Annotated in this window: 25 protein-coding genes and 2 tRNA genes; 10 read left to right on the top strand and 17 right to left on the bottom strand. The window is 70.2% G+C overall.

Annotation, left to right across the window (positions count from 1 at the left end; all coding sequences use genetic code 11):
* Window position 1: 1 nt before the first annotated feature.
* The 4 genes from rsrA to AB5J56_RS15775 form a co-directional block, all read right to left on the bottom strand.
* A complete protein-coding gene (rsrA, locus tag AB5J56_RS15790; protein ID WP_369233359.1) occupies window positions 2-304 on the bottom strand; it encodes a mycothiol system anti-sigma-R factor in 303 nt (100 codons plus the stop codon).
* Window positions 301-993, bottom strand: a complete 693-nt coding sequence (gene sigR / locus AB5J56_RS15785) for an RNA polymerase sigma factor SigR (protein ID WP_369233358.1) — start codon at window positions 991-993, stop codon at window positions 301-303. Before sigR ends, rsrA begins: the two co-directional genes overlap by 4 nt.
* Before the next feature lie 308 nt (window positions 994-1,301).
* Window positions 1,302-1,937 carry an alpha/beta family hydrolase gene (locus tag AB5J56_RS15780; RefSeq protein WP_369233357.1) on the bottom strand — a complete coding sequence of 212 codons (636 nt, stop codon included), beginning with the start codon at window positions 1,935-1,937 and terminating at the stop codon, window positions 1,302-1,304.
* 1 nt (window position 1,938) lies between these two features.
* Window positions 1,939-2,754, bottom strand: a complete 816-nt coding sequence (locus tag AB5J56_RS15775; protein ID WP_369233356.1) for an SOS response-associated peptidase — start codon at window positions 2,752-2,754, stop codon at window positions 1,939-1,941.
* 103 nt (window positions 2,755-2,857) lie between these two features.
* Here AB5J56_RS15775 and AB5J56_RS15770 point away from each other — a divergent pair, with 103 nt between their 5' ends.
* The 4 genes from AB5J56_RS15770 to AB5J56_RS15755 all read left to right on the top strand — a co-directional run bounded on the left by AB5J56_RS15770 (window position 2,858) and on the right by AB5J56_RS15755 (window position 6,553).
* A complete protein-coding gene (locus AB5J56_RS15770; RefSeq protein ID WP_369233355.1) occupies window positions 2,858-3,580 on the top strand; it encodes a M50 family metallopeptidase in 723 nt (240 codons plus the stop codon).
* Window positions 3,581-3,756: 176 nt separating this feature from the next.
* Window positions 3,757-5,097, top strand: a complete 1,341-nt coding sequence (aroA, locus tag AB5J56_RS15765) for a 3-phosphoshikimate 1-carboxyvinyltransferase (protein ID WP_369233354.1) — start codon at window positions 3,757-3,759, stop codon at window positions 5,095-5,097.
* A gap of 16 nt (window positions 5,098-5,113) precedes the next feature.
* The gene (rsgA, locus tag AB5J56_RS15760) at window positions 5,114-6,124 is read left to right on the top strand and encodes a ribosome small subunit-dependent GTPase A (RefSeq protein ID WP_369233353.1); all 1,011 of its coding nucleotides are present in this window, start codon (window positions 5,114-5,116) and stop codon (window positions 6,122-6,124) included.
* A 105-nt stretch (window positions 6,125-6,229) separates the two neighbouring features.
* A complete protein-coding gene (locus AB5J56_RS15755; protein WP_369233352.1) occupies window positions 6,230-6,553 on the top strand; it encodes a multidrug efflux SMR transporter in 324 nt (107 codons plus the stop codon).
* Between the two features lie 18 nt (window positions 6,554-6,571).
* Here AB5J56_RS15755 and AB5J56_RS15750 read toward each other — a convergent pair whose 3' ends face one another.
* Complete coding sequence (locus AB5J56_RS15750; RefSeq protein WP_369233351.1) at window positions 6,572-7,198, bottom strand: TetR/AcrR family transcriptional regulator; 627 nt, start codon at window positions 7,196-7,198, stop codon at window positions 6,572-6,574.
* A gap of 198 nt (window positions 7,199-7,396) precedes the next feature.
* Between AB5J56_RS15750 and hisN the strand changes: the two genes are divergently transcribed.
* The 3 genes from hisN to AB5J56_RS15735 all read left to right on the top strand — a co-directional run bounded on the left by hisN (window position 7,397) and on the right by AB5J56_RS15735 (window position 9,327).
* Entirely contained in the window at window positions 7,397-8,197 is an 801-nt protein-coding gene (gene hisN, locus AB5J56_RS15745) for a histidinol-phosphatase (protein ID WP_369233350.1), read from the top strand.
* A gap of 196 nt (window positions 8,198-8,393) precedes the next feature.
* Window positions 8,394-8,786, top strand: coding sequence for a cyclic nucleotide-binding/CBS domain-containing protein (locus AB5J56_RS15740; protein ID WP_369233349.1), 393 nt, complete (start codon window positions 8,394-8,396; stop codon window positions 8,784-8,786).
* Between the two features lie 124 nt (window positions 8,787-8,910).
* Window positions 8,911-9,327, top strand: a complete 417-nt coding sequence (locus AB5J56_RS15735) for a Fur family transcriptional regulator (protein WP_369233348.1) — start codon at window positions 8,911-8,913, stop codon at window positions 9,325-9,327.
* Between the two features lie 107 nt (window positions 9,328-9,434).
* On the opposite strand, the gene AB5J56_RS15730 is transcribed toward AB5J56_RS15735, so the two are convergent.
* From AB5J56_RS15730 to AB5J56_RS15715, 4 genes are all read right to left on the bottom strand, one after another.
* A tRNA-Met gene (locus AB5J56_RS15730) sits at window positions 9,435-9,508 on the bottom strand.
* 303 nt (window positions 9,509-9,811) lie between these two features.
* On the bottom strand, window positions 9,812-11,632 hold the full coding sequence (locus AB5J56_RS15725; protein WP_369233347.1) for a sel1 repeat family protein: 1,821 nt from the start codon (window positions 11,630-11,632) through the stop codon (window positions 9,812-9,814).
* A 256-nt stretch (window positions 11,633-11,888) separates the two neighbouring features.
* Window positions 11,889-11,962: transfer RNA gene (locus AB5J56_RS15720), tRNA-Met, on the bottom strand.
* A 43-nt stretch (window positions 11,963-12,005) separates the two neighbouring features.
* Window positions 12,006-14,948, bottom strand: coding sequence for a UPF0182 family protein (locus AB5J56_RS15715; protein WP_369242571.1), 2,943 nt, complete (start codon window positions 14,946-14,948; stop codon window positions 12,006-12,008).
* A gap of 164 nt (window positions 14,949-15,112) precedes the next feature.
* Between AB5J56_RS15715 and AB5J56_RS15710 the strand changes: the two genes are divergently transcribed.
* Entirely contained in the window at window positions 15,113-15,655 is a 543-nt protein-coding gene (locus tag AB5J56_RS15710) for a PPA1309 family protein (protein ID WP_369233346.1), read from the top strand.
* Between the two features lie 76 nt (window positions 15,656-15,731).
* Here the strand turns inward: AB5J56_RS15710 and AB5J56_RS15705 are convergent, their stop codons facing one another.
* From AB5J56_RS15705 to AB5J56_RS15690, 4 genes are all read right to left on the bottom strand, one after another.
* On the bottom strand, window positions 15,732-16,829 hold the full coding sequence (locus AB5J56_RS15705) for a PDZ domain-containing protein (RefSeq protein WP_369233345.1): 1,098 nt from the start codon (window positions 16,827-16,829) through the stop codon (window positions 15,732-15,734).
* Between the two features lie 77 nt (window positions 16,830-16,906).
* On the bottom strand, window positions 16,907-17,071 hold the full coding sequence (locus AB5J56_RS15700; RefSeq protein WP_369233344.1) for a hypothetical protein: 165 nt from the start codon (window positions 17,069-17,071) through the stop codon (window positions 16,907-16,909).
* Between the two features lie 118 nt (window positions 17,072-17,189).
* A complete protein-coding gene (locus AB5J56_RS15695) occupies window positions 17,190-17,651 on the bottom strand; it encodes a molybdenum cofactor biosynthesis protein MoaE (RefSeq protein WP_369233343.1) in 462 nt (153 codons plus the stop codon).
* A gap of 244 nt (window positions 17,652-17,895) precedes the next feature.
* A complete protein-coding gene (locus tag AB5J56_RS15690; RefSeq protein ID WP_369233342.1) occupies window positions 17,896-19,008 on the bottom strand; it encodes an SDR family oxidoreductase in 1,113 nt (370 codons plus the stop codon).
* 193 nt (window positions 19,009-19,201) lie between these two features.
* Here AB5J56_RS15690 and AB5J56_RS15685 point away from each other — a divergent pair, with 193 nt between their 5' ends.
* Window positions 19,202-20,644 carry a zinc-dependent metalloprotease gene (locus AB5J56_RS15685; protein WP_369233341.1) on the top strand — a complete coding sequence of 481 codons (1,443 nt, stop codon included), beginning with the start codon at window positions 19,202-19,204 and terminating at the stop codon, window positions 20,642-20,644.
* A complete protein-coding gene (locus AB5J56_RS15680) occupies window positions 20,641-21,156 on the top strand; it encodes an NUDIX hydrolase (protein WP_369233340.1) in 516 nt (171 codons plus the stop codon). Before AB5J56_RS15685 ends, AB5J56_RS15680 begins: the two co-directional genes overlap by 4 nt.
* A gap of 97 nt (window positions 21,157-21,253) precedes the next feature.
* Here the strand turns inward: AB5J56_RS15680 and AB5J56_RS15675 are convergent, their stop codons facing one another.
* The 4 genes from AB5J56_RS15675 to AB5J56_RS15660 form a co-directional block, all read right to left on the bottom strand.
* Window positions 21,254-22,009 (bottom strand): AIM24 family protein, encoded by a 756-nt coding sequence (locus AB5J56_RS15675; RefSeq protein WP_369233339.1) that lies wholly within the window; start codon window positions 22,007-22,009, stop codon window positions 21,254-21,256.
* Window positions 22,010-22,025: 16 nt separating this feature from the next.
* The gene (locus AB5J56_RS15670) at window positions 22,026-22,706 is read right to left on the bottom strand and encodes an AIM24 family protein (RefSeq protein WP_356147241.1); all 681 of its coding nucleotides are present in this window, start codon (window positions 22,704-22,706) and stop codon (window positions 22,026-22,028) included.
* A gap of 11 nt (window positions 22,707-22,717) precedes the next feature.
* The gene (locus AB5J56_RS15665; RefSeq protein ID WP_369233338.1) at window positions 22,718-24,412 is read right to left on the bottom strand and encodes a TerD family protein; all 1,695 of its coding nucleotides are present in this window, start codon (window positions 24,410-24,412) and stop codon (window positions 22,718-22,720) included.
* Window positions 24,413-24,537: 125 nt separating this feature from the next.
* Window positions 24,538-25,134, bottom strand: a complete 597-nt coding sequence (locus tag AB5J56_RS15660) for a M48 family metallopeptidase (protein ID WP_369233337.1) — start codon at window positions 25,132-25,134, stop codon at window positions 24,538-24,540.
* Between the last annotated feature and the right edge of the window lie 164 nt (window positions 25,135-25,298).

Genomic DNA, 25,298 nt, shown 5'->3' with positions numbered 1-25,298 from the left:
TTCAGGACTCCTGCGCCGTCGCGGTGATGTCGTGCTCGGGCACGGTCTCCCCTGAGCGGATCATGTCGATCCGGCCCATGACCTTCGCCCGCAGGTCGGTCGGCACGTCGTCCTGCCCGCAGCACCGCTTGACCAGCTTCTTCACGGCCTGCTCAAGGCCGTACTTCTCCAGGCACGGGGAGCACTCCTCGAAGTGCACCTCGAACTTGGTGCAGTCCGAGTCCGGCATCTCATGGTCCAGGAACTCATAGAGATGATCGAGTACTTCACTGCAGTCCGTCTCGTGCGGCTCTCCGCAGCTCATGAGCCCGAGCCTTTCGCTTCGTTCGACTCTCCGGCGCCGGCCGGGACCAGTCCGCGGTCACGCGCGTAGTCCTCGAGCATGCCGCGCAGTTGACGGCGGCCGCGGTGCAGCCGCGACATGACCGTCCCGATGGGTGTCCCCATGATGTCCGCGATCTCCTTGTACGCAAAGCCCTCTACGTCAGCGAGATACACCGCGATGCGGAATTCCTCGGGGATCGCCTGAAGCGCCTGCTTCACGTCCGAGTCGGGCAGGTGATCGAGCGCCTGCGACTCGGCGGAGCGCAGTCCGGTCGACATGTGCGACTCGGCGCGCGCCAGCTGCCAGTCCTCGATCTCCTCGGCCGCACTGCGCTGGGGCTCACGCTGCTTCTTGCGGTACGAGTTGATGAAGGTGTTCGTGAGGATGCGGTACAGCCATGCCTTGAGGTTGGTGCCCTCACGGAACTGGTGGAAGGACGCGTACGCCTTCGCGTACGTCTCCTGCACCAGGTCCTCGGCGTCGGCCGGGTTGCGCGTCATGCGCAGGGCGGCCGAGTACATCTGGTCGAGGAATTCGAGCGCGTCCCGCTCGAAGCGCAGCGTGCGCTCGGCGGACGTTTCCTTGGTCGCGTCGCTCGTGCCCTGGCCCTCGGGCTGCTCCGCCTGGCCGTGTTCGGTCCCTGCGTCGGTCCCAGTGACCGGACCCACCTCCTCCAGTGACGTAGCAGGACCGAAACCGGTCCCACTCGATTCGGAGGATAGACGAACATCCGGTCCGCCCGCCGCCCGAATAGGGGCAGTCTTGGCCGCGTGCAGCACTGTCCACTCCAGGTCAGAGCTGCTGCGGCGGGTCGAATCGGACTCTGCCGGGCGCAGCCCGTCCACGGGGTGGTGGCGGGAGGCGGGCGGGCAGGTGGTCGAACCCATGCGGCGGACTTCCTCTCGTACGGACGGCCAGCACTCCTCGCGCTGTCTGTTCCGCACAACAGTGGCTGCGCTGTGGACATTCCCGGGCGTCACCCGAGTGACGCGGTCCACTTCACCACGGCACGGGTGAGCGTCTCGAGCGCCTCGTCCTGCCCGAGCGGCGCCCGCTTCGGCACGGCGAAGCCGTGATCGCCGTACGGCACCTCGACCAGTTCGTACGACCCCGCAGGGAACTCCTCCGGCTTCCCGAAGGGATCGTTGCCACCCTGCACGACCAGCGTGGGCACACCGCTCCCGAGCAACTCCTCGGCCCGCGACTTCTCGGGCCTGCCCGGCGGGTGCAGCGGGAAGCTGAGCGCGAGCACGGCATGCGCGCCGAGCTCGACCGCCGTCCGGCAGGCGACCCGGGCCCCGGCACTGCGCCCACCCGCCACCACGGGCAGCCCGGCCGCGGCAAGCACCGGCCACACCGCCCGCCAGCCGACGTCCAGCGTCTTCGGCGCGGGCGCCACCTTCTTCCCGGCCACCCGCCAGGGCTGCTCGACGAGCGCGACGGTCACTCCGTGCGCGGGGAGTTCCCCGGCCAGCGCCTGGAGGTCCCGCGCCTCGATGCCGCCGCCCGCGCCATGGCTCACGGCGAGGACGAGCTTCGCCTTCTTGGCCCGGTGCCAGGTGACGCGGGCGGTACCGGCGTCCGTCTCGATCGTCTCGCTGATCTCGGTCACGTCAAAAGAGTGTGCCCTCTTCGGGGCCCTCCAGCTCCTTCAGCAGCTCCGGCCCGTTGTTGCGGACGTTGCTGACGGCCGTGGAGACGGGGTACGCACGCATCAGCCCGGCAGGCGGGGGCGCGAGCAGCTCGCGAAGTCCGTCGGCGTCGGTGCGGGTTGGGTCGAGCCAGGCGTCCCAGCGGTCCGCGGTGAGCATGAGGGGCATACGGGGGTGGATGTCGGCCAGCGCGTGCGGGCCCTCGGCCGGGGCCACCGCGAGCGGCGAGGTCTCCGCCTCGGTGGTGATCACGGAGCAGGTCGCCCACCAGGCCAGCGGGTGCTCGTCGGGCAGCGTCCTGTCCCGCCAGAACTCGTACAGCCCGGCCATGGCGAAGACCGACCCGTCCGCCGGCGTCACGAAGTACGGCTGCTTCCGCGGCCGCTTCTTCTTCCCCTCGACCTCGAGATCGCGCTCCCCGGCCCCGGTCACCCACTCGTAATAGCCGTCGGCGGGCACGATGCACCGCCGGGCGGCGAAGGCCCGCCGGTACGACGGCTTCTCGTGCACGGTCTCCGCACGCGCATTGATCATCCGGGCGCCGCCCTCGGGCGTCTTGGCCCAGGACGGGACGAGCCCCCACTTGAGCTTGCGCAGCTGGCGAACCGGCCGGGGGTCCTCGGCGTCCTTCACAGGACGGTCGAGAACGGCGTAGACCTCCTTGGTCGGCGCCACGTTGTAATCCGGCTCGAGCGCCTCCTCCGGCTCCCACTTCTCGATCTCAAAGATTCCTGCGAGATCCTCGGGCCTACGACTCGATGCATACCGTCCGCACATACGTGCAACACTGCCAGGCCCACCCGCCGCCCGACCACCACCCCTCAACGATTGCGCTACGCGCAAGCCCCTGTCTACTGCCCCCGAGGGAGCCATTCCCCCCATGGACAGCACCGCATCCGCCTCGCTCGCCGCCCTCTGGGACGAGGTCTTCGGCAGCCAGCCCGACCCCGATCTGTGGGTGGTGATCGCCACGATGGTCGCCGCGCTGGCAGTGATCGTCCCGCAGGGCCTGTGGCGGCTCTCCCGCAACGCCATCACCATCGCGCACGAGGGCGGCCACGGACTGATCGCGCTGCTCACCGGCCGCACGCTCACCGGCATCCGGCTGCACTCGGACACCAGCGGCCTGACGGTCAGCCGGGGCAAGCCCACCGGCCTGGGCATGGTCCTCACCGCGGCCGCCGGCTACACCGCTCCCCCGCTGCTCGGCCTCGGCGGCGCCGCGCTGCTCGCCGCGGGTCACATCACGGCGCTGCTGTGGCTGGCCACGGTGCTGCTCGTCGCGATGCTGGTGATGATCCGCAACGCCTACGGCGCGCTCACCGTGGTCCTCACCGGCGGCATGTTCCTGCTGGTGTCGTGGCTGGCGGGACCGCAGGTGCAGGCGGCGTTCGCGTACGCGGTGGTCTGGTTCCTGCTGCTCGGCGGGGTCCGTCCGGCGTTCGAGCTGCAGGCCAAGCGCGGGCGCGGCAACGCGGGCGACTCGGACGCGGACCAGTTGTCGCGGCTGACGCACGTGCCGGCCGGGCTGTGGCTCTTCCTGTTCCACGTGGTCTCACTGAGCGCGCTGATAGGCGGGGGCCGGTGGCTGCTGGAGGTGTGAACGCGCACTCACGCGTCCCATGCGCCTCCAGCACCTCACCATGAGTGCAGCCCGCTGCATATATCCACGGCACATACCCACACCCGTACACCGTGCGCGCCGTCACACTGTTTCGGTCGGATTTCGCCTCTTTTGATCAAGATCTCCGGTCATCGCCAGCCACTAAAGTGGAGCGCATGACCGCTAACCCCGCACACACCGCCCTCTGGCCCGCCCCGCATGCAAGCGGAGCCGTCGACGCGACGGTCCACGTACCGGGGTCCAAGTCGGTCACCAACCGCGCCCTCGTCCTGGCCGCGCTCGCCTCGGAGCCCGGCTGGCTGCGCCGCCCGCTGCGCTCGCGCGACACCCTGCTGATGGCGGGCGCGCTGCGCGCGATGGGCGTGGGCATCGAGGAGACGGTGTCGTCGAGCTCCACGGTGGCGGGCGGCCCCGAGGCCTCCGGCGAGGCCTGGCGCGTCATCCCCTCGGGTCTGCACGGCCCGGCCACGGTCGACGTCGGCAACGCGGGCACCGTGATGCGCTTCCTGCCCCCGGTCGCCGCACTGGCCGACGGCCCCATCCGCTTCGACGGCGACCCGAGGTCGTACGAGCGCCCCCTGACCGGTGTCATCGACGCGCTGCGTGTCCTCGGCGCCCGCATCGACGACGACGGCCGCGGCGCACTGCCGCTGACCGTGCACGGCGGCGGCGCCCTGGACGGCGGCCCGGTGGAGATCGACGCCTCGTCCTCCAGCCAGTTCGTGTCGGCGCTCCTGCTCTCCGGCCCGCGCTTCAACCAGGGGGTGGAGGTCCGCCACATCGGCTCGACGCTGCCCTCCATGCCGCACATCCGGATGACCGTCGACATGCTGCGTACGGTCGGCGCGCAGGTGGACACCCCGGAGTCGGGCGGCGAGCCGAACGTCTGGCGGGTCACCCCGGGCGCGCTGCTCGGCCGCGACCTGACCGTCGAGCCGGACCTGTCCAACGCGCAGCCGTTCCTGGCGGCCGCCCTGGTGACCGGCGGCAAGGTCGTCGTCCCGGACTGGCCCGCGCACACCACCCAGCCCGGCGACAAGCTGCGGGAGATCTTCACCGAGATGGGCGGTTCCTGCGAACTGACCGAGTACGGGCTGGAGTTCACCGGATCGGGTGCCATCCACGGTATCGACGTGGACCTGGGCGAGGTCGGCGAGCTGACCCCCGGCATCGCGGCGGTCGCGGCTCTCGCGGACTCCCCCTCCACGCTGCGCGGGGTGGCGCACCTGCGCCTGCACGAGACGGACCGGCTGGCCGCGCTCACCAAGGAGATCAACGAACTCGGCGGCGACGTCACCGAGACCGCGGACGGCCTCCACATCCGCCCGCGGCGCCTGCACGGCGGCATCTTCCACACCTACGACGACCACCGCATGGCCACCGCCGGCGCGATCATCGGCCTGGCGGTGGAAGGCGTACAGATCGAGAACGTGGCGACGACCGCGAAGACACTGCCGGACTTCCCCGAACTGTGGGCCGGAATGCTCGGGAACTGACGGGCGGACGACGATCATGCGCCGCTACGGCAAGCACACCGACGAGGACGACATCCGCCAGCGCCCCAACCGCAAGGGCAACCGTCCCCGTACGAACATCCGCCCCAAGCACGAGGAGGCGGTCGACGGCATGGTCCTCACCGTCGACCGGGGCCGCCTCACCTGTCTGGTCGGAGACCACGTCGTGATGGCGATGAAGGCCCGCGAACTGGGCCGCAAGGCAGCAGTGGTCGGCGACCACGTCGCCATCGTCGGCGACCTGTCCGGCGACAAGGACACCCTCGCCCGCATCGTGCGCATCGAGTCGCGCACCTCCGTGCTGCGCCGCACGGCCGACGACGACGACCCCTTCGAGCGGGTGGTCGTCGCCAACGCCGACCAGCTCGCGATCGTCACCGCCCTCGCCGACCCCGAGCCCCGCCCGCGGCTGATCGACCGCTGCCTGGTCGCGGCGTTCGCCGGTGGCCTGAAACCGATCCTGGTGATGACCAAGTCGGACCTCGCCTCGCCCGACAAGATCCTGGAGCTCTACGGCGCCCTGGACATCCCGTACGTCGTGACGAGCCGTGAGGAGCTGGAGAACGGAGACGCGGCCGACCGGGTGCGCGAGCAACTCGACGGAAAGATCACGGCGTTCGTCGGCCACTCCGGTGTCGGCAAGACGACCCTGGTCAACGCGCTGGTGCCGGCGGACCGGCGGCGTTCGACCGGCCATGTGAACGCCGTGACGGGCCGCGGCCGGCACACCACGACGTCGGCGCTCGCGCTGCCGCTGGCGAGCGAGGGCGGCTGGGTCATCGACACCCCGGGCGTACGGTCGTTCGGCCTGCACCACGTCGATCCGTCCCAGGTCATCAAGGCCTTCCCCGACCTCGAACCGGGCACCGAGGGCTGTCCGCGCGCGTGCAGCCACGACGAGCCGGAGTGCGCGCTGGACCAGTGGGTGGCCGACGGCCACGCAGACCCGGCCCGTCTGTACTCGCTGCGCAGGCTGCTGTCGACGCGCGAACGGCGTGAGGGCGACTGACCTCCGCGTTGTTTGCCGCCGTGCTGTGCAGGTAAAGGCATACTCGCACCAAGCCGGATATCAGCCAGACGAAGCAGTCATCATGCGGATGCGGGAGGACAGACCATGGCGTGGCTGCTGGTGGTTGTGGCCGGACTGCTCGAAACCGGCTTCGCCGTCTGCCTCAAGCTCTCGCACGGCTTCAGCAGGCTCTGGCCGACGGTCGCCTTCTGCATCTTCGCGCTCGGCAGCTTCGGCCTTCTGACCCTCTCCCTGAAGAAGCTGGACGTCGGTCCGGCCTACGCGGTGTGGACCGGCATCGGCGCGGCGGGCACCGCGATCTACGGCATGATCTTCCTCGGCGACCTGGTCTCTACCCTCAAGCTCGTGTCGATCAGCCTCGTGATCGTCGGCGTGATCGGCCTGCAGATCTCAGGTTCGGCCCACTGAGGTCGCACGGTCACCGGCTCAGGAAGTAAGCCCCAGCGCCCGGTGCGGCGGGGCCAGTACCGCCTTCACCAGATCGACGACCCCGCCCTCACCCGGCGGCGCCGCGACACACGACACCGCGAGCCGTACGACGAGCTCGCACGACCGGGCCAGTTCCGCCGCGTCGGACTTCGTGGTGGCGGGTCCCCGCAGCGTGGACACGGTCCGGTCCCGTACGAGCGCCACGAAGTCGGCGGGTGACGGCAGCGGACCGTCGGCCCGCCGCTGCGCGGGCACCGCGGAGGACGACGGCACGGCCGACAGCGTCGGCGAGGGCAACCGCTCGCTCCAGCACCCGGTCAGCATGGCCCGCACCAGCGCGTTGCCCCGTGCGGCCGACGTGATCCACTCGGCGGTCGCGGCCAGCCGCTCCCGCGCGTCCCCGTGCACGGCCAGCGCCCGGTCCACCCCGGCGAGATATCCGTCCGCCTCCCGGCGGACCAGGGCCCGCGCCAGCCCCTCCTTGCTGCCGAACTCGTTGTACAACGTCTGGCGGGACACTCCGGCCACGGCGGCGACATCGACCATCCGCACCGCGGACCACGGCCGACGTGCGAGCGCCGTATAGGCGGCGTCCAAGAGGGATTCCCGCGCTGCAGGCATCATCGCCTCCCTGGGGCGAGCGGCTCTGCAGCTCAGATTTGACGCGCGCAGGAGCACTGTCAAGGGTTCGCGGCAGTACTGAGGGGCGTACGCCCCGGCCCGCACGCCACCTCCCCACGGTCCGGATCCGGCATCGCCTGCGGTGATCTCACGCCCCGGACCCTGTGGCCCCGCCCCGGAACAGCCGGATACGGTGCAGGCATGCCCGACTATCTCGATGACCTGCGCCTGGCCCACGTCCTCGCGGACGCCGCCGACTCCGCGACGATGGACCGGTTCAAGGCGCTCGACCTCAAGGTCGAGACCAAGCCGGACATGACGCCGGTGAGCGAGGCGGACAAGGCGGCGGAGGAAATCATCCGCGGTCATCTCCAGCGCGCCCGCCCACGCGACGCGATCCTCGGCGAGGAGTACGGCATCGAGGGCACGGGCCCCCGCCGCTGGGTCATCGACCCGATCGACGGCACCAAGAACTACGTACGCGGAGTGCCCGTCTGGGCCACCCTGATCTCCCTGATGGAGGCGGCCGAGGGCGGCTACCAGCCGGTCGTCGGGGTGGTCTCCGCCCCCGCGCTCGGCCGCCGCTGGTGGGCGGCGAAGGGCCACGGCGCGTTCACCGGCCGCAGCCTCTCCTCCGCGTCCCGGCTCCGGGTCTCCCAGGTCTCCCGGATGTCCGACGCCTCGTTCGCGTACTCCTCGCTCAGCGGCTGGGAGGACCAGGGCCGCCTGGACGGCTTCCTCGACCTCACGAAGGCCGTCTGGCGCACCCGCGGCTACGGCGACTTCTGGCCGTACATGATGGTCGCCGAGGGCTCGGTGGACATCTGCGCCGAACCCGAGCTGTCGCTCTGGGACATGGCGGCGAACGCGATCGTCGTGACGGAGGCGGGCGGCTCCTTCACCGGCCTGGACGGCCGCCCCGGCCCGCACAGCGGTAACGCGGCCGCGTCGAACGGCATCCTGCACGACGAGCTCCTCGGCTACTTGAACCAGCGGTACTGACGCGCCACCCGGCCCCCCTCTCCCCCTCCCCGCGCACGCTCCCCGGCCGCCCCGCAACTCACCCCAGGCGCCCCGAACTCGCCGCACGCGCCCTCTTGTTGACCCTCCCTTTAACTGCGACTCTGAGAGTCCCCCACTTGTGAACTTGTGAATCCGCGCGCAAGCCCCGCGGATTCGTAGGAGGTGGCTCCAGCCCATGCTCGTCCGCGACGCCATGAGCACGGTGGTCCTGACCATCGGCCCGGCACACACCCTCCGCCAGGCGGCCCGCCTGATGTCCGCACGCCGCGTCGGCGCGGCGGTCGTCCTCGACGAGGACTCCATCGGGCTCGGCATCCTCACCGAGCGCGACATCCTCAACTCCCTGGCCCTGGGCCAGAACCCGGACACGGAGACCGCAGGCGCCCACACCACGACCGACGTCGTCTTCGCCGCCCCCGCCTGGACGTTGGAGGAGGCCGCGGCCGCCATGTCGCACGGCGGCTTCCGGCACCTGATCGTGCTCGACGGAACCGGACCGGTCGGCATCGTCTCGGTCCGCGACATCATCCGCTGCTGGGCACCCGCCCGCCAGCACGCACCGGCCTGAGTACGCGAAGGGGCGGAACCCGGAGAGATTCCGCCCCTTCATATCTAGACATCGTCCAACTCAAGTCAAGGTCCAAAGTCACACCTGTTCGGAATCTGGTCCTCTTGCTGTTAGGCTGGCCCGCATGAGTGACCTGTTGGATCGACTGCGCGGACGTGGCTGGCGAATGACGGCGCAACGGCGTGTCGTGGCCGAGGTCCTCGACGGCGACCACGTCCACCTGACGGCAGACGAGGTGCACGCACGCGCTGTCGTCAAGCTGCCGGAGATCTCCAGGGCGACCGTCTACAACACCCTGGGCGAGCTGGTCTCGCTCGGCGAGGTGCTGGAAGTCGCCACGGACAAACGCGCCAAGCGGTACGACCCGAACGCGCACCGGCCGCACCACCACCTGGTCTGCGCCAGTTGCGGCACGATCCGGGACGTCCACCCGGGCGGCAACCCGCTCGCCGACCTCCCCGACTCGGAGCGCTTCGGCTTCAAGGTCTCGGACGTCGAGGTGACGTACCGAGGCGTCTGCCCGAACTGCGCGTCGGCCTGACCCACAAGCGCCCGAAGCCCCGGCATCCTCCAGGATGCCGGGGCTTCGCGCTGCGTACGCAAACACCGAAGGCCCGGAACCATTGGTTCCGGGCCTTCGGCCTTCAGTAGCGGGGACAGGATTTGAACCTGCGACCTCTGGGTTATGAGCCCAGCGAGCTACCGAGCTGCTCCACCCCGCGTCGGTAGACCCGACAGTACGTCACACCCCACGACCAGCGCAAATCCCTTACCCGCCCCTCGGCTCCACACGCACTCGCAGCCGCCCACCGGCGGTCATGGCCCCCGTCAGCCCCCACGCACCCGCAGTCGCGGACGCACGGAAGGGGCCGTGCCGGTACGTTCCTGCCCGTCGCGTAGCAGACCGCCCGCCAAGTCCCGCCGTGTATCAACCCCGGGCAGTACGCCCACGCGGCGACGGGCAGAACGTACCGGCACGGCCCCGACCCACCCACCGCACCCCCTGCGAACGGCGCCCCGCCAGATCACGCCGTCAGCTCCTGCCGCAACGCATCCCGCAACCGAGCCGCCCGCTCGGACACCTCGGCGGGCCCCAGCGCGACCGCCCGGTCGGCCCACCGCTGCCCCACCGCCAGCTCGCCACGACGCGCGTAGACCAGGGCGAGCCGCAGCGCCGCCCGGCCATGCCCCGCGTCGGCGGCCCGCTCCCACCACAGCGCGGCCTCGGGCTCGCTCCCCTCCCGAGCCAGCAGCAGCCCGAGATTGAACGCCCCGTTCCGCGACCCGGCCTCCGCGGCCTCGCGATACCAGCGGGCGGCCTCGACCACGTCGCCCCGGGCGGCGGCGAGCATGCCGACGCGCACCTGGGCTCGCCGATGCCCCTGGGACGCGGCCCGCTCGTACCACTCCTCGCACTCGCTCTTCTCGTGCGCGGGCTCGCCCAGTTCGTGGGCGGGCGCGGGCGGCCGGCGCGCGTCGAGCACGGCGGCGAGCCGGTACGCGGCCTCCGCGCTGCCGCCGCCCGCGGCGCACCGCAGATGCCGCTCGGCGGCCCGCTCGTCGCCGTCCCGCAGTCGCGCGATGGCGACCTGGAGCGCCGCCTCGGTGTGTCCGGCGGCCGCCGCCCGCTCGTACCACCGCAGCGCGGCCGCGTCGTCGCCCTCGGTGCCCCGCCCGGCGTGCAGGATGCCGAGGTTGAACGCGGCGTCGACGCTGCCGGCCTCCGCGGCCTTGGAGAACCACGGCTCGGCGCCGGCGGAGTCGCCGACCTGGAGCAGCAGGATGGCGAGCGCGTTCGCCGCCTCCCGGTGCCCCGCGTACGCGGCCCGCCGGTACCACTGCTCGGCCTGCGGGGTGCGTCCCTGCTCGGCGCAGAGCAGCCCGAGGTTGTGGGCGCCGTTGACGTCGCCCGCGTCCATGGCGGCCCGGTACCACCGCTCGGCGGTCTGGGTCTCACCGCGTTCGGCGTGCAGCGCGCCGAGCGCGTTGGCGGCGTTCCCGTCACCGTCCTGGGCGGCCCGCAGCCACCACACGGCGGCGCTCTCGGTGTCGCCCGCGTCGCGCAGCAGGAACCCGAGGGCGCAGGCGGCGCGCGCCTCGCCGTCCTTGGCGGACGTCAGGTACCAGCGCCCTGCCTCCTTGAGGTCGCCCCGCTTCTCCAGGATCGCCCCGAGGTGCAGCGCGGCCCGCCGGTGTCCGCGCGCGGCGGCCTGCCGGTACCACTGCTCGGCCTCCTCGGCGGCCTTCTCCGCGGCCGCGACACCGTTGTCAGAGCCGTCCTCGCCCTCGTGTACGGCCTTGCGATCAAGGGCCCGCGCCAGCCGGTAGGCGGCCTCGCGGTGCCCGTGCTCGGCGGCGGCGCGCAGCCACTGCTCGGCGCCGACGTCACCGCGGTGCTCCAGCAGGTCCGCGAGGGCATACGCGCCAAGGGCGTGCCCCTGCTCGGCGGACTGGCGCAGCCAGTACTCGGCGGCGGGCTCGTCGCCGTGCTCGCGGTGGTACCGGCCGAGTGCGTGTGCGGCGGCCGCGGACCCGGCTACGGCGGCGATCCGCCACCACCCGGCGGCCTCGTCGCCGTAGCCGCGCTGGTGCAGGAGGACACCCAGGTTGTTGGCGGCCGCGCGGTCCCCGGCCGCGGTGGCGGCACGCAGCTGAGGCTCGGCTCCATCGAGATCACCGCGGCGCAGCAGCATCGCTCCGAGGACACTCATCGCCTCGACGTCGCCGGCTTCCGCAGCGAGTCGCTGACGTGCTTCCTCCACAGCCTCGCCGGTTTCGTCCCGGTCGGAAGGCTGCACAAAACGCCCTGTATCCAACAGAGTTGCCTTGTCCCCCATAACGTCCATCGTCGCACCACCTGCAACCTGGGTACACCTGGTATACCGCAGTCAGTGAGGTCACTTCAGCGTTTTGTCGACATGCCCACAGAGAGACAAGTCAAACACGATTTCCCCAACTCCCCCCGCACGGAGCAGTCTTCACACCGCACCGACTCCCCCCACTCCGCACACGCCCTCGCACCCCCGCACACGTGATCCCCACCGTCGATCCACACATGACTAAGGCCCGGATCCTTTTCAGGATCCGGGCCTTGGCCTTCAGTAGCGGGGACAGGATTTGAACCTGCGACCTCTGGGTTATGAGCCCAGCGAGCTACCGAGCTGCTCCACCCCGCGCCGTTGTGACTCAACCGTACCACGGCGCGGAGGTGGCCTTCGGTCAGCCGCTGCTCGAACTCTTGTCGCTGCTCTTGTCGCCGCTCTTGTCGCCGCTCTTGTCACTGCTGCCGGCACCGGTCTTGTCGGCCTTGGCCTGCGCGTCCTTGGCCCGCTTCAGTGCGGCCTCAAGATCCTTCTGCGACTGGCCGTACGCCTCCCAGTCACCCTTCTTCAGGGCCTCCTGGCCCGCGTCGAAGGCCTTCTGGGCGTCGCCTAGCGCCTTCTGGACCGTGGGATTACCGGTATCCGGTGGCGTGGTGGTCCCGCCATCACCGGTGTCCGACGGCGGTGTCTCCTTCGCGGCGCCGAAGACGACGTTGAGCGCCTTGTCCAGGGTGTCCTCGAAGGCCGTCTTGCCCGCGTAGGTGACCAACACCTTGCGAAGCAAGGGGTACTTGAGTCCACCACCGCGTACGTAGACGGGCTCCGCGTAGAGCAGTTCCCCGTCGAGTGGCACCGTCAGCAGGTTGCCGTACTCGACTTCCGACGCACCACCGCCGCTCAGGAGTCTGATCTTCTCGGCGATGGTCTCGTTGGAGTTGAACTTGCTCTGCACCTGTTTGGGTCCGTCGACGGTCTCGGCGGACGGCATCTTCAATATGTCGATCTTGCCGTAGTCGGGTGAGTCCGCCTCGGCGTTGACCGCCATGAAGGCGCTCAGGTTGTCGCGGCCGTTGGGCGTGAAGGTGGTCGTCAGCGAGAAAATCTGGTTCTGCTGGTCCGGCATCTTCATGCTCAGGTAGTACGGCGGAACCGCGCTGCCCGACTTGTTCGTCGGGTCGTCCGGCACCTGCCACACCTCGCTGCCGCTGAGGAACGTCTGCGCGTCCTTCACGTGGTAGCGGCTCAGCAGCTCGCGCTGGACCTTGAACAGGTCCTGCGGGTAGCGCAGGTGGTCCTTGAGCGACTGCGAGATCTCGCTCTTCTTCTTCACCGTGTTCGGGAACGCCTTCATCCAGGTCTTGAGGACCGGGTCCTTGGTGTCCCACTGGTAGAGCTTGACGTCGCCGGTGTACGCGTCGACGGTCGCCTTCACGGAGTTGCGGATGTAGTTGACCTGGTTCTGCTGGGCCACCACCGCGCGCTGGTTGTTGGCCGCGGTCAGCGAGTCCGCCGTCGTGTCACCGAGGGTGGTGCGGGAGGCGTACGGATAGCCGTTGGTGGTGGTGTACGCGTCGACGATCCACTGGATCTTCCCGTCGACGACGGCCGGATAGGCGTCACCATCGATGGTCAGCCAGGGCGCCACCGCCTCGACGCGCTCCTTGGGCGTGCGGTTGTAGAGGATCCGGGAACCCTCGCCGATCGCGCCCGAGTAGAGGATCTGCGGCTCGTTGAACGCCACCGCGTACGCGGCCCGGTTGAGCGGGTTCGAAAGGTTGACACCGCTCTTGCCCTTGTAGCTGGTCGTCTTCTCGCCGCTGCGGTCGGAGTAGTCGATCTCCTTCTGCGGGCCGCCGACGATCGAGTACTGGGTGGTCTTCTCGCCGTAGTAGACGCGCTGCTGGTAGGTGCCCAGGTCGCCCGAGGAGGGCAGGTCGGACTCCGTGAAGACGGGAGCGCCCTGGTCGGCCTCGGTGCCCTTGGCGGCCACCACTCCGTAGCCGTGCGTGTAGCGGAAGTGGTCGTTGATCCAGTTGTTCTTCGGAATGCCGTTGAGGTTCAGCTCGCGCAGTCCGATGACGGTGTCCTGGACCTTGCCGCTCTTGTCCTTGTAGCGGTCGACGTCCAGGTTGGACGGGAAGCCGTAGTAGGCCCACATCTGCTGGAGCTGCTGGAACGTCGGCGAGACCACGTTGGGGTCCATCAGCCGGATGCTGGCCGCGTCGCCGGCGTCCGAGCGCAGCTTGGCCTTGTCCTCGGTGGTGGACTTGCCGGGGTAGTCCGTGACCTTCGTCTGGTCGATCCCGTACGCCTCGCGGGTCGCCTTCAGGTTCTTCTCGACGTACGGCGCTTCCTTGGCCTGCTCGTTCGGCTGGACCTGGAACTTCTGGACGATCGCCGGGTACAGGCCGCCGATGAGGATCGCCGAGAGCACCATCAGGCCGAAGCCGATGACGGGCAGCTGCCAGGTGCGCCGCCACAGGGTGGCGAAGAACAGCAGGGCGCAGATGACGGCGATGCAGAACAGGATCGTCTTCGCCGGCAGGTAGGCGTTGGCGTCGGTGTACCTGAGGCCCGTCCAGTTGCCGGTCGCCTTGAAGTCACTCGACTTCACCGCGAGCCCGTACCGGTCGAGCCAGTAGGCGACCGCCTTCAGGGCGACGAAGATGCCCAGCAGCACCGACAGGTGCCCGGTGGCCGCGGCCGTGGCGCGCGCTCCCGGGCTGGTGATCCTGAGGCCCCCGTAGAGGTAGTGCGTGAGCGCGGCGGCGATCAGCGAGAGCACCGCGGCGGCGAAGCCGAAGCCGAGCAGGAAGCGGTACCACGGCAGGTCGAAGGCGTAGAAGGAGACGTCCAGGTGGAACTGGGGGTCCTTCTGGTGGAAGGGCACCCCGTTCACCCACATCAGCCACGTGCGCCACTGGCCCGAGGCGGACGCGCCCGCGATCAGCCCCACCAGGGAGGTGACGGCGAGCAGCAGCCACTTCTTGTAGGGCGCGATGCCCATCCGGTACCGGTCGAGGCTCTGCTGCTCCATCGACATGGCGCTCAGTGGCGGGCGCAGCCGGTGCGCCAGCCAGATGTTCACTCCGACCGCGGCCGCCATGAGCAGGCCGAAGACGAAGAACAGCCCGATCTTGGTCGACAGGGTCGTCGTGAAGACGGACGAGTACTTGACCGACCGGTACCAGAGCCAGTCCGTCCAGAACCCCGCGAACATGACGAAGGCCATGGCCACTACGGCCAGGACGCCCAGCGTCATGAGCAGGGTGCGGACACGCCGGGAGGGTCGGCCCACTCTGATCCGTGGCCCCGTCGGGCCTCCGCCGCGGTCCGGCATCTGGAAAGCCAAGGTGCGCACCTCGAAGTTCGCTGTTGATCCGTCAGGCCCCCGTGATCGCGGACCATCCATCAGGCTCCGTGATCGTGGAGCCTCACCTATGCAACTTACTCACGCTTTACTCGGTTCCCGGTTCGGGGTACTTCCGAGGCAGGATTGTGACCATGTCCAACACTCCCATGGCAGCGAGCCCGCTCACCCGGGCCGTACTCGAGATCGACGAGTACGCCTCCACCCTCGGCTGGGACCAGCCCGCTCGCCTTTTCGCCCTCGTAGACACCGCGCGACTGCGGGCCCAGGAACCCGGCCTCGCGGCCCAGCTCGGCCTGCAGGACGAGCCGGAGACCACCGGTCTCACCCCCGTCGAGCAGGACGAGATTCCTGCGAACACGCCGCTGGACAAGTTCCTCGGCACCATCGCCTGGCCGGACGCCGTGGTCGGCTGCGCGCTCACCGTGGAGCGGCTGATGCTGCCGCCGTCCGCCGAGACCGCGATCCCCGAGGGCCTCAGTGAGAAACAGCTCACGAAGTGGGTCGCGGCCCACCCGGACCGTCAGGAGGTGCGCATGACGGTCGGTGTGCTGCGCGACGGGGCCCGCGACTCCGCGGTCAGGCTGCGCGAGAAGGACACCCCGACGGAGGTGCTCACCGGCTCGGGCCTGGTGCCGGGCCTCGCCGAGGCACTGTCGGCGACGTTCGCCGACTGACGTCCTCGCCTACGTCGTCGGGGGCGCCCTGGATTCCAGGGCGCCCCCGACGACGTACGGGCAAAGCCGACGGCTGTCAGCCCTTGGTGGTGCACTTCGGCAGGTCGGCGGTCTTGCCGCTGCTGATGTCCTTGAGGGCGCTCAGGGCGTCGTCGATGGTGTGCACCTTGACGAGCGTGAGCCCGCCGGGGGTGTCCTTGGCGGCGGCCGCGCAGTTCTCCTTGGGCGTCAGGAAGTACTGGGCGCCCTTCTCGCGCGCACCGACGGTCTTCATCTCGATGCCGCCGATCGGGCCGACCGTTCCCGCGTCGTCGATGGTGCCGGTGCCGGCCACGAACTTGCCGCCGGTGAGGTTGCCCGGGGTCAGCTTGTCGACGATGCCGAGCGCGAACATCAGGCCCGCGCTGGGGCCGCCGACGTCGGCGAGCTTGATGTCGATGGTGAACGGGAACGTGTGGTCGGTTCCGGCGGAGATGCCGACGATGGCGCGGGCCTCGCCCTGGTCGTCGGACTTGGCGGTGGTGATCGTGACGTCCTGCGTCCCGGTCGCCGTCCTGTTCTCCTTCTCGGCGGCGGCCTGCTCCTTGGCGGGCACGATCGTGAAGACGACCTTCTGGCCGGGCTTGTGCTTGGTGACCAGCTTCGCGACGTCGTCGGGCGCCTTCACCTTCGTACCGTCGACGGCCTTGATCACGTCCCCGGCGTGCAGCCTGCCCTCGGCCGGCGTGTCCTTGACGACCGTGGAGACGATCACCCAGGACTTCACGGGGATGTTCAGCTCCTTCAGGGCCGCCACCTTGGCGCTCTCCTGGGACTGGCTGAACTCCTCGGCGTTCTCCTGCGTCGACTGCTCCTCCGTCTTGCCGTCGGGGTAGAGCGTGTCGTGCGGGACCACCTTGTTGTCGTGCGCCAGCCAGCCGTACACGGCCTCGACGAGGTTCATCTTGTAGTCGGCGCTGGTGACCCTGACCGTGGTCATGTTCAGATGACCGGTCGTGGGATATGTCTTGTGGCCGGTGATCTGAAGCACCGGCTCGCCGCCATGCTCGCCCAGCGTGTTCACCGTCGGCCCCGGTGACATCTCCGCGTAGGGCACTTTGATGAACACTCCCGCGCACAGGAGTGCGATCAGGATCAGGGTGGAGGCGAGCATCGTCGCGGTGCGGCGTGGCATGCCACGACAGTACGGGACCTCGCTGAGGGCGTACCGCCGGGGCCGTCCGTACGGGCGGACGACGTGGGCGGCCGGGCTCAGGTGCCCGAGCGGGACTTCTCCATGGCCTCGCGGAAGCGTGTGTAGCCCGCGAGCTCGGTGCCGTCTCCCGCGGTCCGGCGATTCCGGTTGGCCCAACTGCCCCACAGACCGGCGCCGATCGCCGCGACCAGCGGAATGAGCAACCAGGCGAGAGCCGCCATACCGACCTCCCAACCCCATGAGCGACCGCAACTGACTGATCAGCAGATTAACCATCTGCTCCGTTAACGCTCACGCCAGGGGGGCGGTTACGCAACCGGACGACCGGCACCGGCAGGGTCAGCAGGCGCCTACCCACTCCTCGGTACCGTCGGAGAACCTCTGGTGCTTCCAGATCGGCACCTCGTGCTTGAGGTCGTCGATGAGCTTGCGGCAGGCCTCGAAGGCCTCGCCGCGGTGCGGGCACGACACGGCGACGACGACGGCGAGGTCGCCCACACGGAGGTCCCCCACCCGGTGCACGGCCGCGAGCGCCCTGACCGGGTACTCGGCGCACACCTTCTCGGCGATCCGCCGCATCTCCGCCTCGGCGCTCGGGTGGCACGAATACCCCAGCGCGTCGACGTCGGCGCCGCCGTCGTGATTACGCACGGTCCCGACGAACAGCGCCGTCCCTCCGGCCGCGTCGTCCCCGACGGCCCGGAAGACCTCGTCCAGGGACAGCGCTTCCTCACGAATCGCGAGCAGCCGGACGGGGTCCTGCGCCGCGCGCTCACCGGGATGGTCGTTGATGGGTGCCATACCCCCATCGTGCCCCACACCACGGACACCGAGGAACTGACCTTTCACCCGGCACGCGCGCGTGGCCGTTTGGAGCGTCCTACAGGGAGGCTTTTCAGCCCGTCCGGCGTTTGAGGACGAGCCCTTCGGGCGAACGGGGGTCTGGAGGCAGAGCCCCCAGGTACAGGACGGGTAGGGGCGGAGGGGGCGAAAACCCCCGACGCCGACCAAGGGCACACGGCTCCCCCCGCCGGAGGGGACCACCTCAGATCCGCCGTCGGGCCTTCCGTACCCGGCGGACCACCGCGGCCGTACCGAGCAGCGCGACCGTCGCTCCCGCGGCCCCCGCCGCCGTCGCGTCCTTGCGCCCCAGCCGCCGCCCGGCCACGGTGTGCCGCCCGGCGACCTCCTCCAGCAGCTCCGCGAGGACCTCCTCGTTGGTCCACTGCGGACGCCACCCGGCGTCATGGAGCCGGCTCCCGCTGACCACCCAGGGGTACATCGTGTAGGCGAGGTCCCCGGCCGGGGACGGGGTGAGCCCGATCCGGTGCAGCCGGGCGGCCGCCCCGAGGGCCACCGCCGACGGCAGCTCCATCCGGCGGATCCCGCTGAGCTCCTCGACCTCCTCCTGCTCCAGCCACCCGTCGCAGCCGACGGCGAGTTCCCCGTCGACCTTCTCCAGGACGGCGTACTCCAGGGCGCTGGTCAGGTCCTCGACATGGCAGAACTGCCAGGCGGGCCGCGACCCGGCGACCACGAGCAGCCGGGGCGACTCGAAGTACCTGGTCAGAGCCGTGTCGGTGCCGCCGACGAGCACGCCGGGCCGTACGACGGTGACATTGAGCCCCGGGTGGGCGCGCGGCGCCCGCCGGGCGAGCCGCTCGATCTCCAGGAGGTCGCCCACGCCCGTGGCCTCGGCGGTGGCCCGCAGTTCGGCATCCTCGGAGAGGGGCAGTTCGTTGTCCGGCAGCGCTCCGTAGACCATCGCGGACGTGCACAGGACGACACGGTGGACACCGGCCGCGGCGGCGGCCGTGAGCACGGTCTGCGTCCCTCGGACGTTGTACGCCGTCCGGGCGGCCGCGTCGGTCTCGAGATCGAGGTCGAGCGCGAGGTGCACCACGACGTCCGCCCCGCGGAGTTTCTCGGCGATCGCCGGGTCGCGGACGTCCAGGATGTGCCACTGGGCGCCCGCGCACTCGCCGCGCCGCTCGTCGATGGCGATGACCTGCTTGATGTCCTCACTGGCGGCGAGCCGCTCGGTGAGGAGCGCTCCCACGCCGGACGCGGCGCCGGTGACCGCGACGACGGGCCCGCGCACGGCGGGGCTGGTTGCGAGGTTTCGCGCTGCGCGAACCTGTGGATCTGGGGAACTCACCGGGCGTCTCCAGCGGTTGTCTTCAGTAACGGACGCGCGTGACGCGTACGTACCAGGTGACATCCATCCTGCCGCAGGCCAGGAGTCGGCGGGGCACCGAGGCCCGAACGGGCGCCGCGGTGTCTACGCTGGGTGGTGTTGTCGGGCAGCCGCCGTCGGAACGAACCGGCGGCCTTACCAGCCGAGGAATCCCGTGAGTGACACCCCATTCGGATTCGGCCTTCCGCCGGAGGAGCCGGAGAACGGCGACGAGGGCAAGAAGAAGGACCAGCAGGGCGGTGGTGGTCAGGGACCGTTCGGCTTCGGGCTGCCCGGAGCCGGCGGCCCCGGAGCCGACAATCCGCTCGCAGCAATGTTCGGTTCCATGAACCCCAACGACCTGGGCGCCGCGTTCCAGCAGCTGGGCCAGATGCTCTCGTACGAGGGCGGCCCGGTGAACTGGGACATGGCCAAGCAGATCGCCCGCCAGACGGTCGCCCAGGGCACCCCTGACGGCACCAAGGACGCGAGCGTCGGCCCCGCCGAGCGTTCCGCGGTCGAGGAAGCCGTCCGCCTGGCCGACCTGTGGCTGGACGACGCGACGTCACTGCCGTCCGGTGCCGGTTCCGCCGTGGCCTGGAGCCGCGCGGAGTGGGTCGAGGCGACCCTGCCGGTGTGGAAGGAGCTCGTGGACCCGGTCGCCGAGCGTGTCGGCGCGGCCATGGGCGACGTCCTGCCGGAGGAGATGCAGGCCATGGCGGGCCCGCTGATCGGCATGATGCGCTCGATGGGCGGTGCCATGTTCGGCACGCAGATCGGGCAGGCCGTGGGCGTGCTCGCGGGCGAGGTCGTCGGCTCGTCCGACATCGGCCTGCCGCTCGGCCCGGCCGGCAAGGCGGCTCTGCTGCCGCTGAACGTCGAGTCGTTCGGCAAGGACCTGAGCGTCCCCCAGGAGGAGGTGCGGCTGTATCTCGCTCTGCGCGAGGCCGCCCACCAGCGTCTCTTCGCGCACGTGCCGTGGCTGCGCTCGCACCTGTTCGGTGCGGTCGAGGGCTACGCGCGCGGGATCAAGGTCGACACGGCCAAGCTGGAGGACGTGGTCGGCCAGCTCGACCCGTCCAACCCGGAGCAGTTGCAGGACGCCCTCCAGCAGGGCATGTTCCAGCCGGAGGACACGCCCGAGCAGAAAGCCGCCCTGGCCCGACTGGAGACGGCTCTCGCCCTCGTCGAGGGCTGGGTGGACGCGGTGGTGCACGCCGCCGCCAAGCCGCGTCTGTCGTCCGCGGACGCGCTGCGCGAGACGCTGCGCCGCCGGCGCGCCACGGGTGGTCCGGCCGAGCAGACGTTCGCCACGCTGATCGGCCTGGAGCTGCGCCCGCGCCGGCTGCGGGACGCCTCGCGGCTGTGGGCCTCGCTCACGGACGCGCGCGGTGTCGACGGCCGCGACGGTCTGTGGGCCCACCCGGACATGCTGCCCACCGCGTCCGACCTGGACGATCCGGACGGCTTCGTGCACCGCGAGCAGCTGGATTTCTCCGAGATCGACAAGATGCTCGGCGAGGCCGCGGGCGGCTCCGGCGAGAAGCCGAACCTGACGAAGGACGACACTCCGAAGAAGGACGACAAGGACGACGACAAGGGCGACGGCAGCGAGTGAGCCTCCACGACGACGCGGTCCTCGTACTGAAGAGCTACGAGGACCAGGAGGAGCTGCGCCAGACCTACCTGGACCATCTGGCGGCGCATGCGGACGGAATGTGGAAGGCATGCCAGGACGGGCACATCACGGCGAGCGCCCTGGTGATCGACCCGGAGCACGGGCGCGTGCTGCTGACCCTCCACAAGAAGCTGCGCATGTGGCTCCAGATGGGCGGCCACTGCGAGCCGGTCGACGGGACGCTGGAGGCGGCGGCCCTGCGCGAGGGCACGGAGGAGTCGGGCATCGCCGGGCTGGCCCTGCTGCCCGGCGGTCCGGTGCGCCTGGACCGGCATCACACACCGTGCGCCTGGCACCTCGACGTGCAGTACGCGGCCCTCGCCCCGGCCGGGGCCGTGGAGGCGATCAGCGACGAGTCCCTGGACCTGCGCTGGTTCGCGTACGACGAGGTGGCGGACGTGGCCGACGAGTCGGTCGTACGGCTGGTGGAGGCCACGCGCGCACGACTGTGAGGACCAGCAACGTGTAAGGGGCGACCGCCATAGCGGTCGCCCCTTACGTTTGCTTCCCGGACGGTCTCGGGTGTTCCCGGGATCCGGTCCGGTCCGGTCAGCTCCAGACGTTGCCCTGGTTCTGCGCGTGCGCGCCCTGCTGACCCACGCCGTACTGGGCGCGCAGGCCCTGGCCGATCACGGCGTTCTGCGGCGGCAGCAGCTCGCTGGGCTGGACGAGCGCGTAGCCGCTGCCCATGAAGCTGAGCTCCCAGCCCTCACCGGTGTTGCCGCGGCGCCGGAACACGCCCGAGGAGTGCGTCTGGGCCTGCATCTGCACCCGCAGACTCGTCGACCAGGCGACGATCGCGTCGGCGTCGCAGTTGACGTACTTGTCGGGCGTCACCTGCATCATCAGCGGCATCCCGGAGGTCATCAGCGCGACCTTGCCGCGGCCCGTGATGTTGAGCTGGTACTTGCCGGAGCCGGAGATGCCGTACTGGCTGTCCACGGCGATGACCTCGTGGTGCAGCCCGGAGTCCATCGCCAGCACATAGCTGCTGTCGACGGTGAGTCCGTCCTGGTCCACGTCGACCACGTGCACGTGCTGGGCGAGGTTGGCGAGGTAGACCGTGCCCTGCCCGTGGCAGCGCATGAGGTCCAGGCCCTCACCCGTGTGGGCACGCGCGCGGTGCTGGCTGTTGTTCTGGTACTCGGCGTCGAACTCGACGAGACCCTGGTACGCGACCATCGTGCCCTTGCGGGCGAGGATGTCGTCGTGGCCCTCCAGGACGATGCGCAGCATCTGCGAGTTCTGCAGGCTGTAGCGCTCCTGGGTCTGGAGGTCGTTGTAGCCGAAAAGCGGGCTCTGCATGGTGTGTCGCTCCCCCTCAGCCCCGGACTCGGAGGCGGTCGGTGCTGTCCTCGCTGGGCTGGACGACGACGATGCCCTGCCCGGAGAACGCCATCTGATACGCCTCGCCGCTGCCGCGGCCGATCAGTGACTGCGCCTTGAAGCTGCGCTTGCCCTTGACCTTGAGGTTCGGCGACCAGGCGACGAGCGCGTCCGGGTCGACATACGTCTCGTCCTCACCGCCGCCGCAGTCGACCACGATCGGCTTGCCGCGGGAGGTCAGCGCGACCCACCCCTGGCCGGAGATCTTGGTGTTCCACAGGCCCTGTCCGGCGAACTTGGCGAGTCCCTTGACCCGCTCGACGCCCCACTGGAGGTGCGCGTCGAAGGCGAGCAGGTTGGTGGCGTTGACGGAGATCGCGTCCCCGTTGAGGTTGATCACGACGACGTTCGCGCCGTAGTCGGCGAGATAGAGCAGACCGTCGCCGGACGCCTTCATAAGAGGCGCTCCCTCACCGGTGATCCAGTCCCGCGCGATCTGGCGTACGGCGGGCGGGTTGGGCTCGTACTGGACGAACCCTTCGTAGGCGACCATCGAGCCCACGCGCGCGAGGAGGTCGTTTCCGGTCTGCATGGCGACCTTCAGCATGTGGTTGCCGTGGTTCTCCATGCGGGCGGTGACGGGTGCCGGGGCGAAGCCCGCGAGCGGCTGGTTCATGACGGACTCCCTCAGATCTCGTACGGCTGGACGACGATGAAATTGCCGGGCGCGCCGCGGAACTGGAGGTTCACGCTCTCTCCGGTGTCACCGGGGTAGGCGTTGCGCCGCATCCGCACCTGGCTGGAGACGATCACCTGGGAGGCCGCGGACCAGGCGACGACGGCCTGGCAGTCGGCGAACGTCGTCGGCGTGACGGGCAGCACCACGGGAGCGCCGTGCGTCTTCACCACGACCGTGCCGGTGCCCTGGAACTGCATCGTGAACAGCGCGCCCCCGGGAATGCCGTGCCCTTCGATGCGGCGCACCTCGTACTGGAGCGACTCGTCGAAGGCGAGGACGTTCTCGGCGGAGACGCAGATCGCGTCGCCCTGGAGCTCGATGGGGTGCAGATGCGTGGAGTTCTCGGCGAGGAACACCTGGCCCTGGCCCGTACAGCGCATGAGCTGCATCTCCTGGCCGGTCGCGTTGCCCACGAGCCGGCCGGCGAACCCGGCGCCCTTGTAGCTGAACTCGACCTTGCCCTGGTAGAGCACCATGCTGCCCTGGCGGGCCAGCGCGGGCTGACCTCCGATGCCGAGGTCGACGCGGATCAGCTTCTTGTTCTGCTGCGTCCACCGCTGCCCGGTGGGCGTCTCCTTGAAGGCCTGCAACGCCGCGGTGACACCGGCGCCGCCCTGCGGGACGCCCTGGGGGGCTCCGTACGGGGCGGGGGCGCCGGCCTGGCCGGGCATCTGCCCCGGGACCTGTCCGTACTGCGGCTGCTGACCGTAGCCGGGAGGCGCACTCGGGGCCTGCTGGCCATAGCCGGGGGGCGCACTCGGCGCCTGCTGCCCGTAGCCGGGAGGCGCGCTCTGGGCGGGCGGCTGTCCGTATCCGGGCGGCGGTCCGGGCTGCCCGACAGGCTGCCCGTACGGCGCGGGGGCGGGAGCAGGCGGGTGCACGGTGCCGGCGCCAGGCCCGGTCAGGGGCGCGATGATGGTCGGCGCGGCGTGCACCGAGGGAGCGGGCGCCGGAGCCGGGGCGGGGGGCGGAGTCGCTCCCGGCGGCGGTGCGAAGCCCCGCGGGGCGGGTGCCGGAGCCTGGGCGGGCGCGCCGAACGCGGGCGGCGCGGTGGCCTGGGCCGGCGGGGCGAAGGACGGGGTGGCAGCGGCCTGCGGCTGCGCGGCGGGCTCCTCCTCGGCGACCTCGCCGCCGAAGTTCTTCAGCAGCGCGTCGAGTCCGCCGTCAAAGCCCTGTCCCACGGCGGCGAACCGCCAGACGTCCTTCAGGTAGAAGTCGCCCAGCATCACGGCACGTTCTGTGGAGAACTCCGCGCCGCTGAACGAGTAGCGGGCCACTTCCTCGCCGCCCGCGACGATCCGGAGGTATCCCGGGGCGATCTGCGACATCTGTCCGGCACCGTCGATCGTCGCCGTGAACGACAGCTTCTGGATCTGCGGCGGGATCCGGTCGAGCGTGACCCGGAAGGACTCCGTGTCGCCGGACTGCGTGCCGAGGAGCTGAACGGACTCCTCGGGGGTCTTCGGCTGGTTGAAGAAGACGAAGTAGCGGTCGTCCGAGAGCCGTTCGTCGGCGTCCAGACCGAAGCAACTGATGTCGAAGGTCAGCCCCGGGCCCGTGATCTGCACACCTACGTACAGATCGGTGCCCGCGGTGAGGTCACTGATCTTGGCCTTGTGGCCGCGTTGGAATTCCCTGGCCATGCGTAACGACCGTCCCCCATCCGGAATGCGAGTGCGTCGCGTCAGGCTAACGGCAAAGTCTGGGAGTGGACGAAGCCGGTACAGACCCGGTACACAATCGCCCCTCGACGGGAGCCCGGGCATCCCTACTCGTCGCGCGCGGCCAGCAGATGGGGCAGCCGGTCGGCGGCGACCACGCCTTCGAGGTAGCCGCGCGCACGCTCCGTACGCGGATACGCCTCCAGAAGCCTCCAGAAGCGTGGCCCGTGTCCCGGGACGAGCAGATGCGCGAGTTCGTGGACGAGGACGTAGTCGACGACGTACTCGGGCATGCCTTGCAGCCGGTGCGACAGACGGATGCTGCCCTCGGACGGGGTGCACGAGCCCCAGCGCGTGTTCTGATTGGTCACCCAGCGCACGGACGTCGGACGGGCACGGCCGTCGAAGTACTGGGCCGACAGGCGTTCGGCCCGCTCGGACAGCTCGGCGTCACCGAGCAGCCGTTTGCTCTCCTGGGCGGCCAGCTTGTCGAGCATGACGGTGACCCAGCGCTGTTCCTCCGCCTCGGACATACGGGCGGGGATGAGCACGACGGTGCGATCGCCTTCGCGGTACGCGGAGACAGTGCGACGCCTTCGCGCACTTCTGCGGACCTCGATCGGGCTCGCCCCCGAGCCGCTTGGCGGCTGGCTCGTCGTGCTGCGCTGTGGTTTTCCGGCGCGGTGCAGTGGGTCGGCGGGCACGCCCCGACGTTACCCGCTGCACATGGGGGAAGTCCCGCCCCCGGGACGGTTCGGTGCCGATCCGCACCCCGTGCGCTTGATTTGTACGACCAACGCCATCACTTGTGGACAACTTTCGGCAGTCACCGAGCGATCCGGGCATGCTGGCATCCGGTCGGCGGAGC

The sequence above is a fragment of the Streptomyces sp. R21 genome (genome assembly GCF_041051975.1).
Taxonomy (GTDB): domain Bacteria; phylum Actinomycetota; class Actinomycetes; order Streptomycetales; family Streptomycetaceae; genus Streptomyces.
This window is presented reverse-complemented; position numbering and strand designations above follow the sequence as displayed.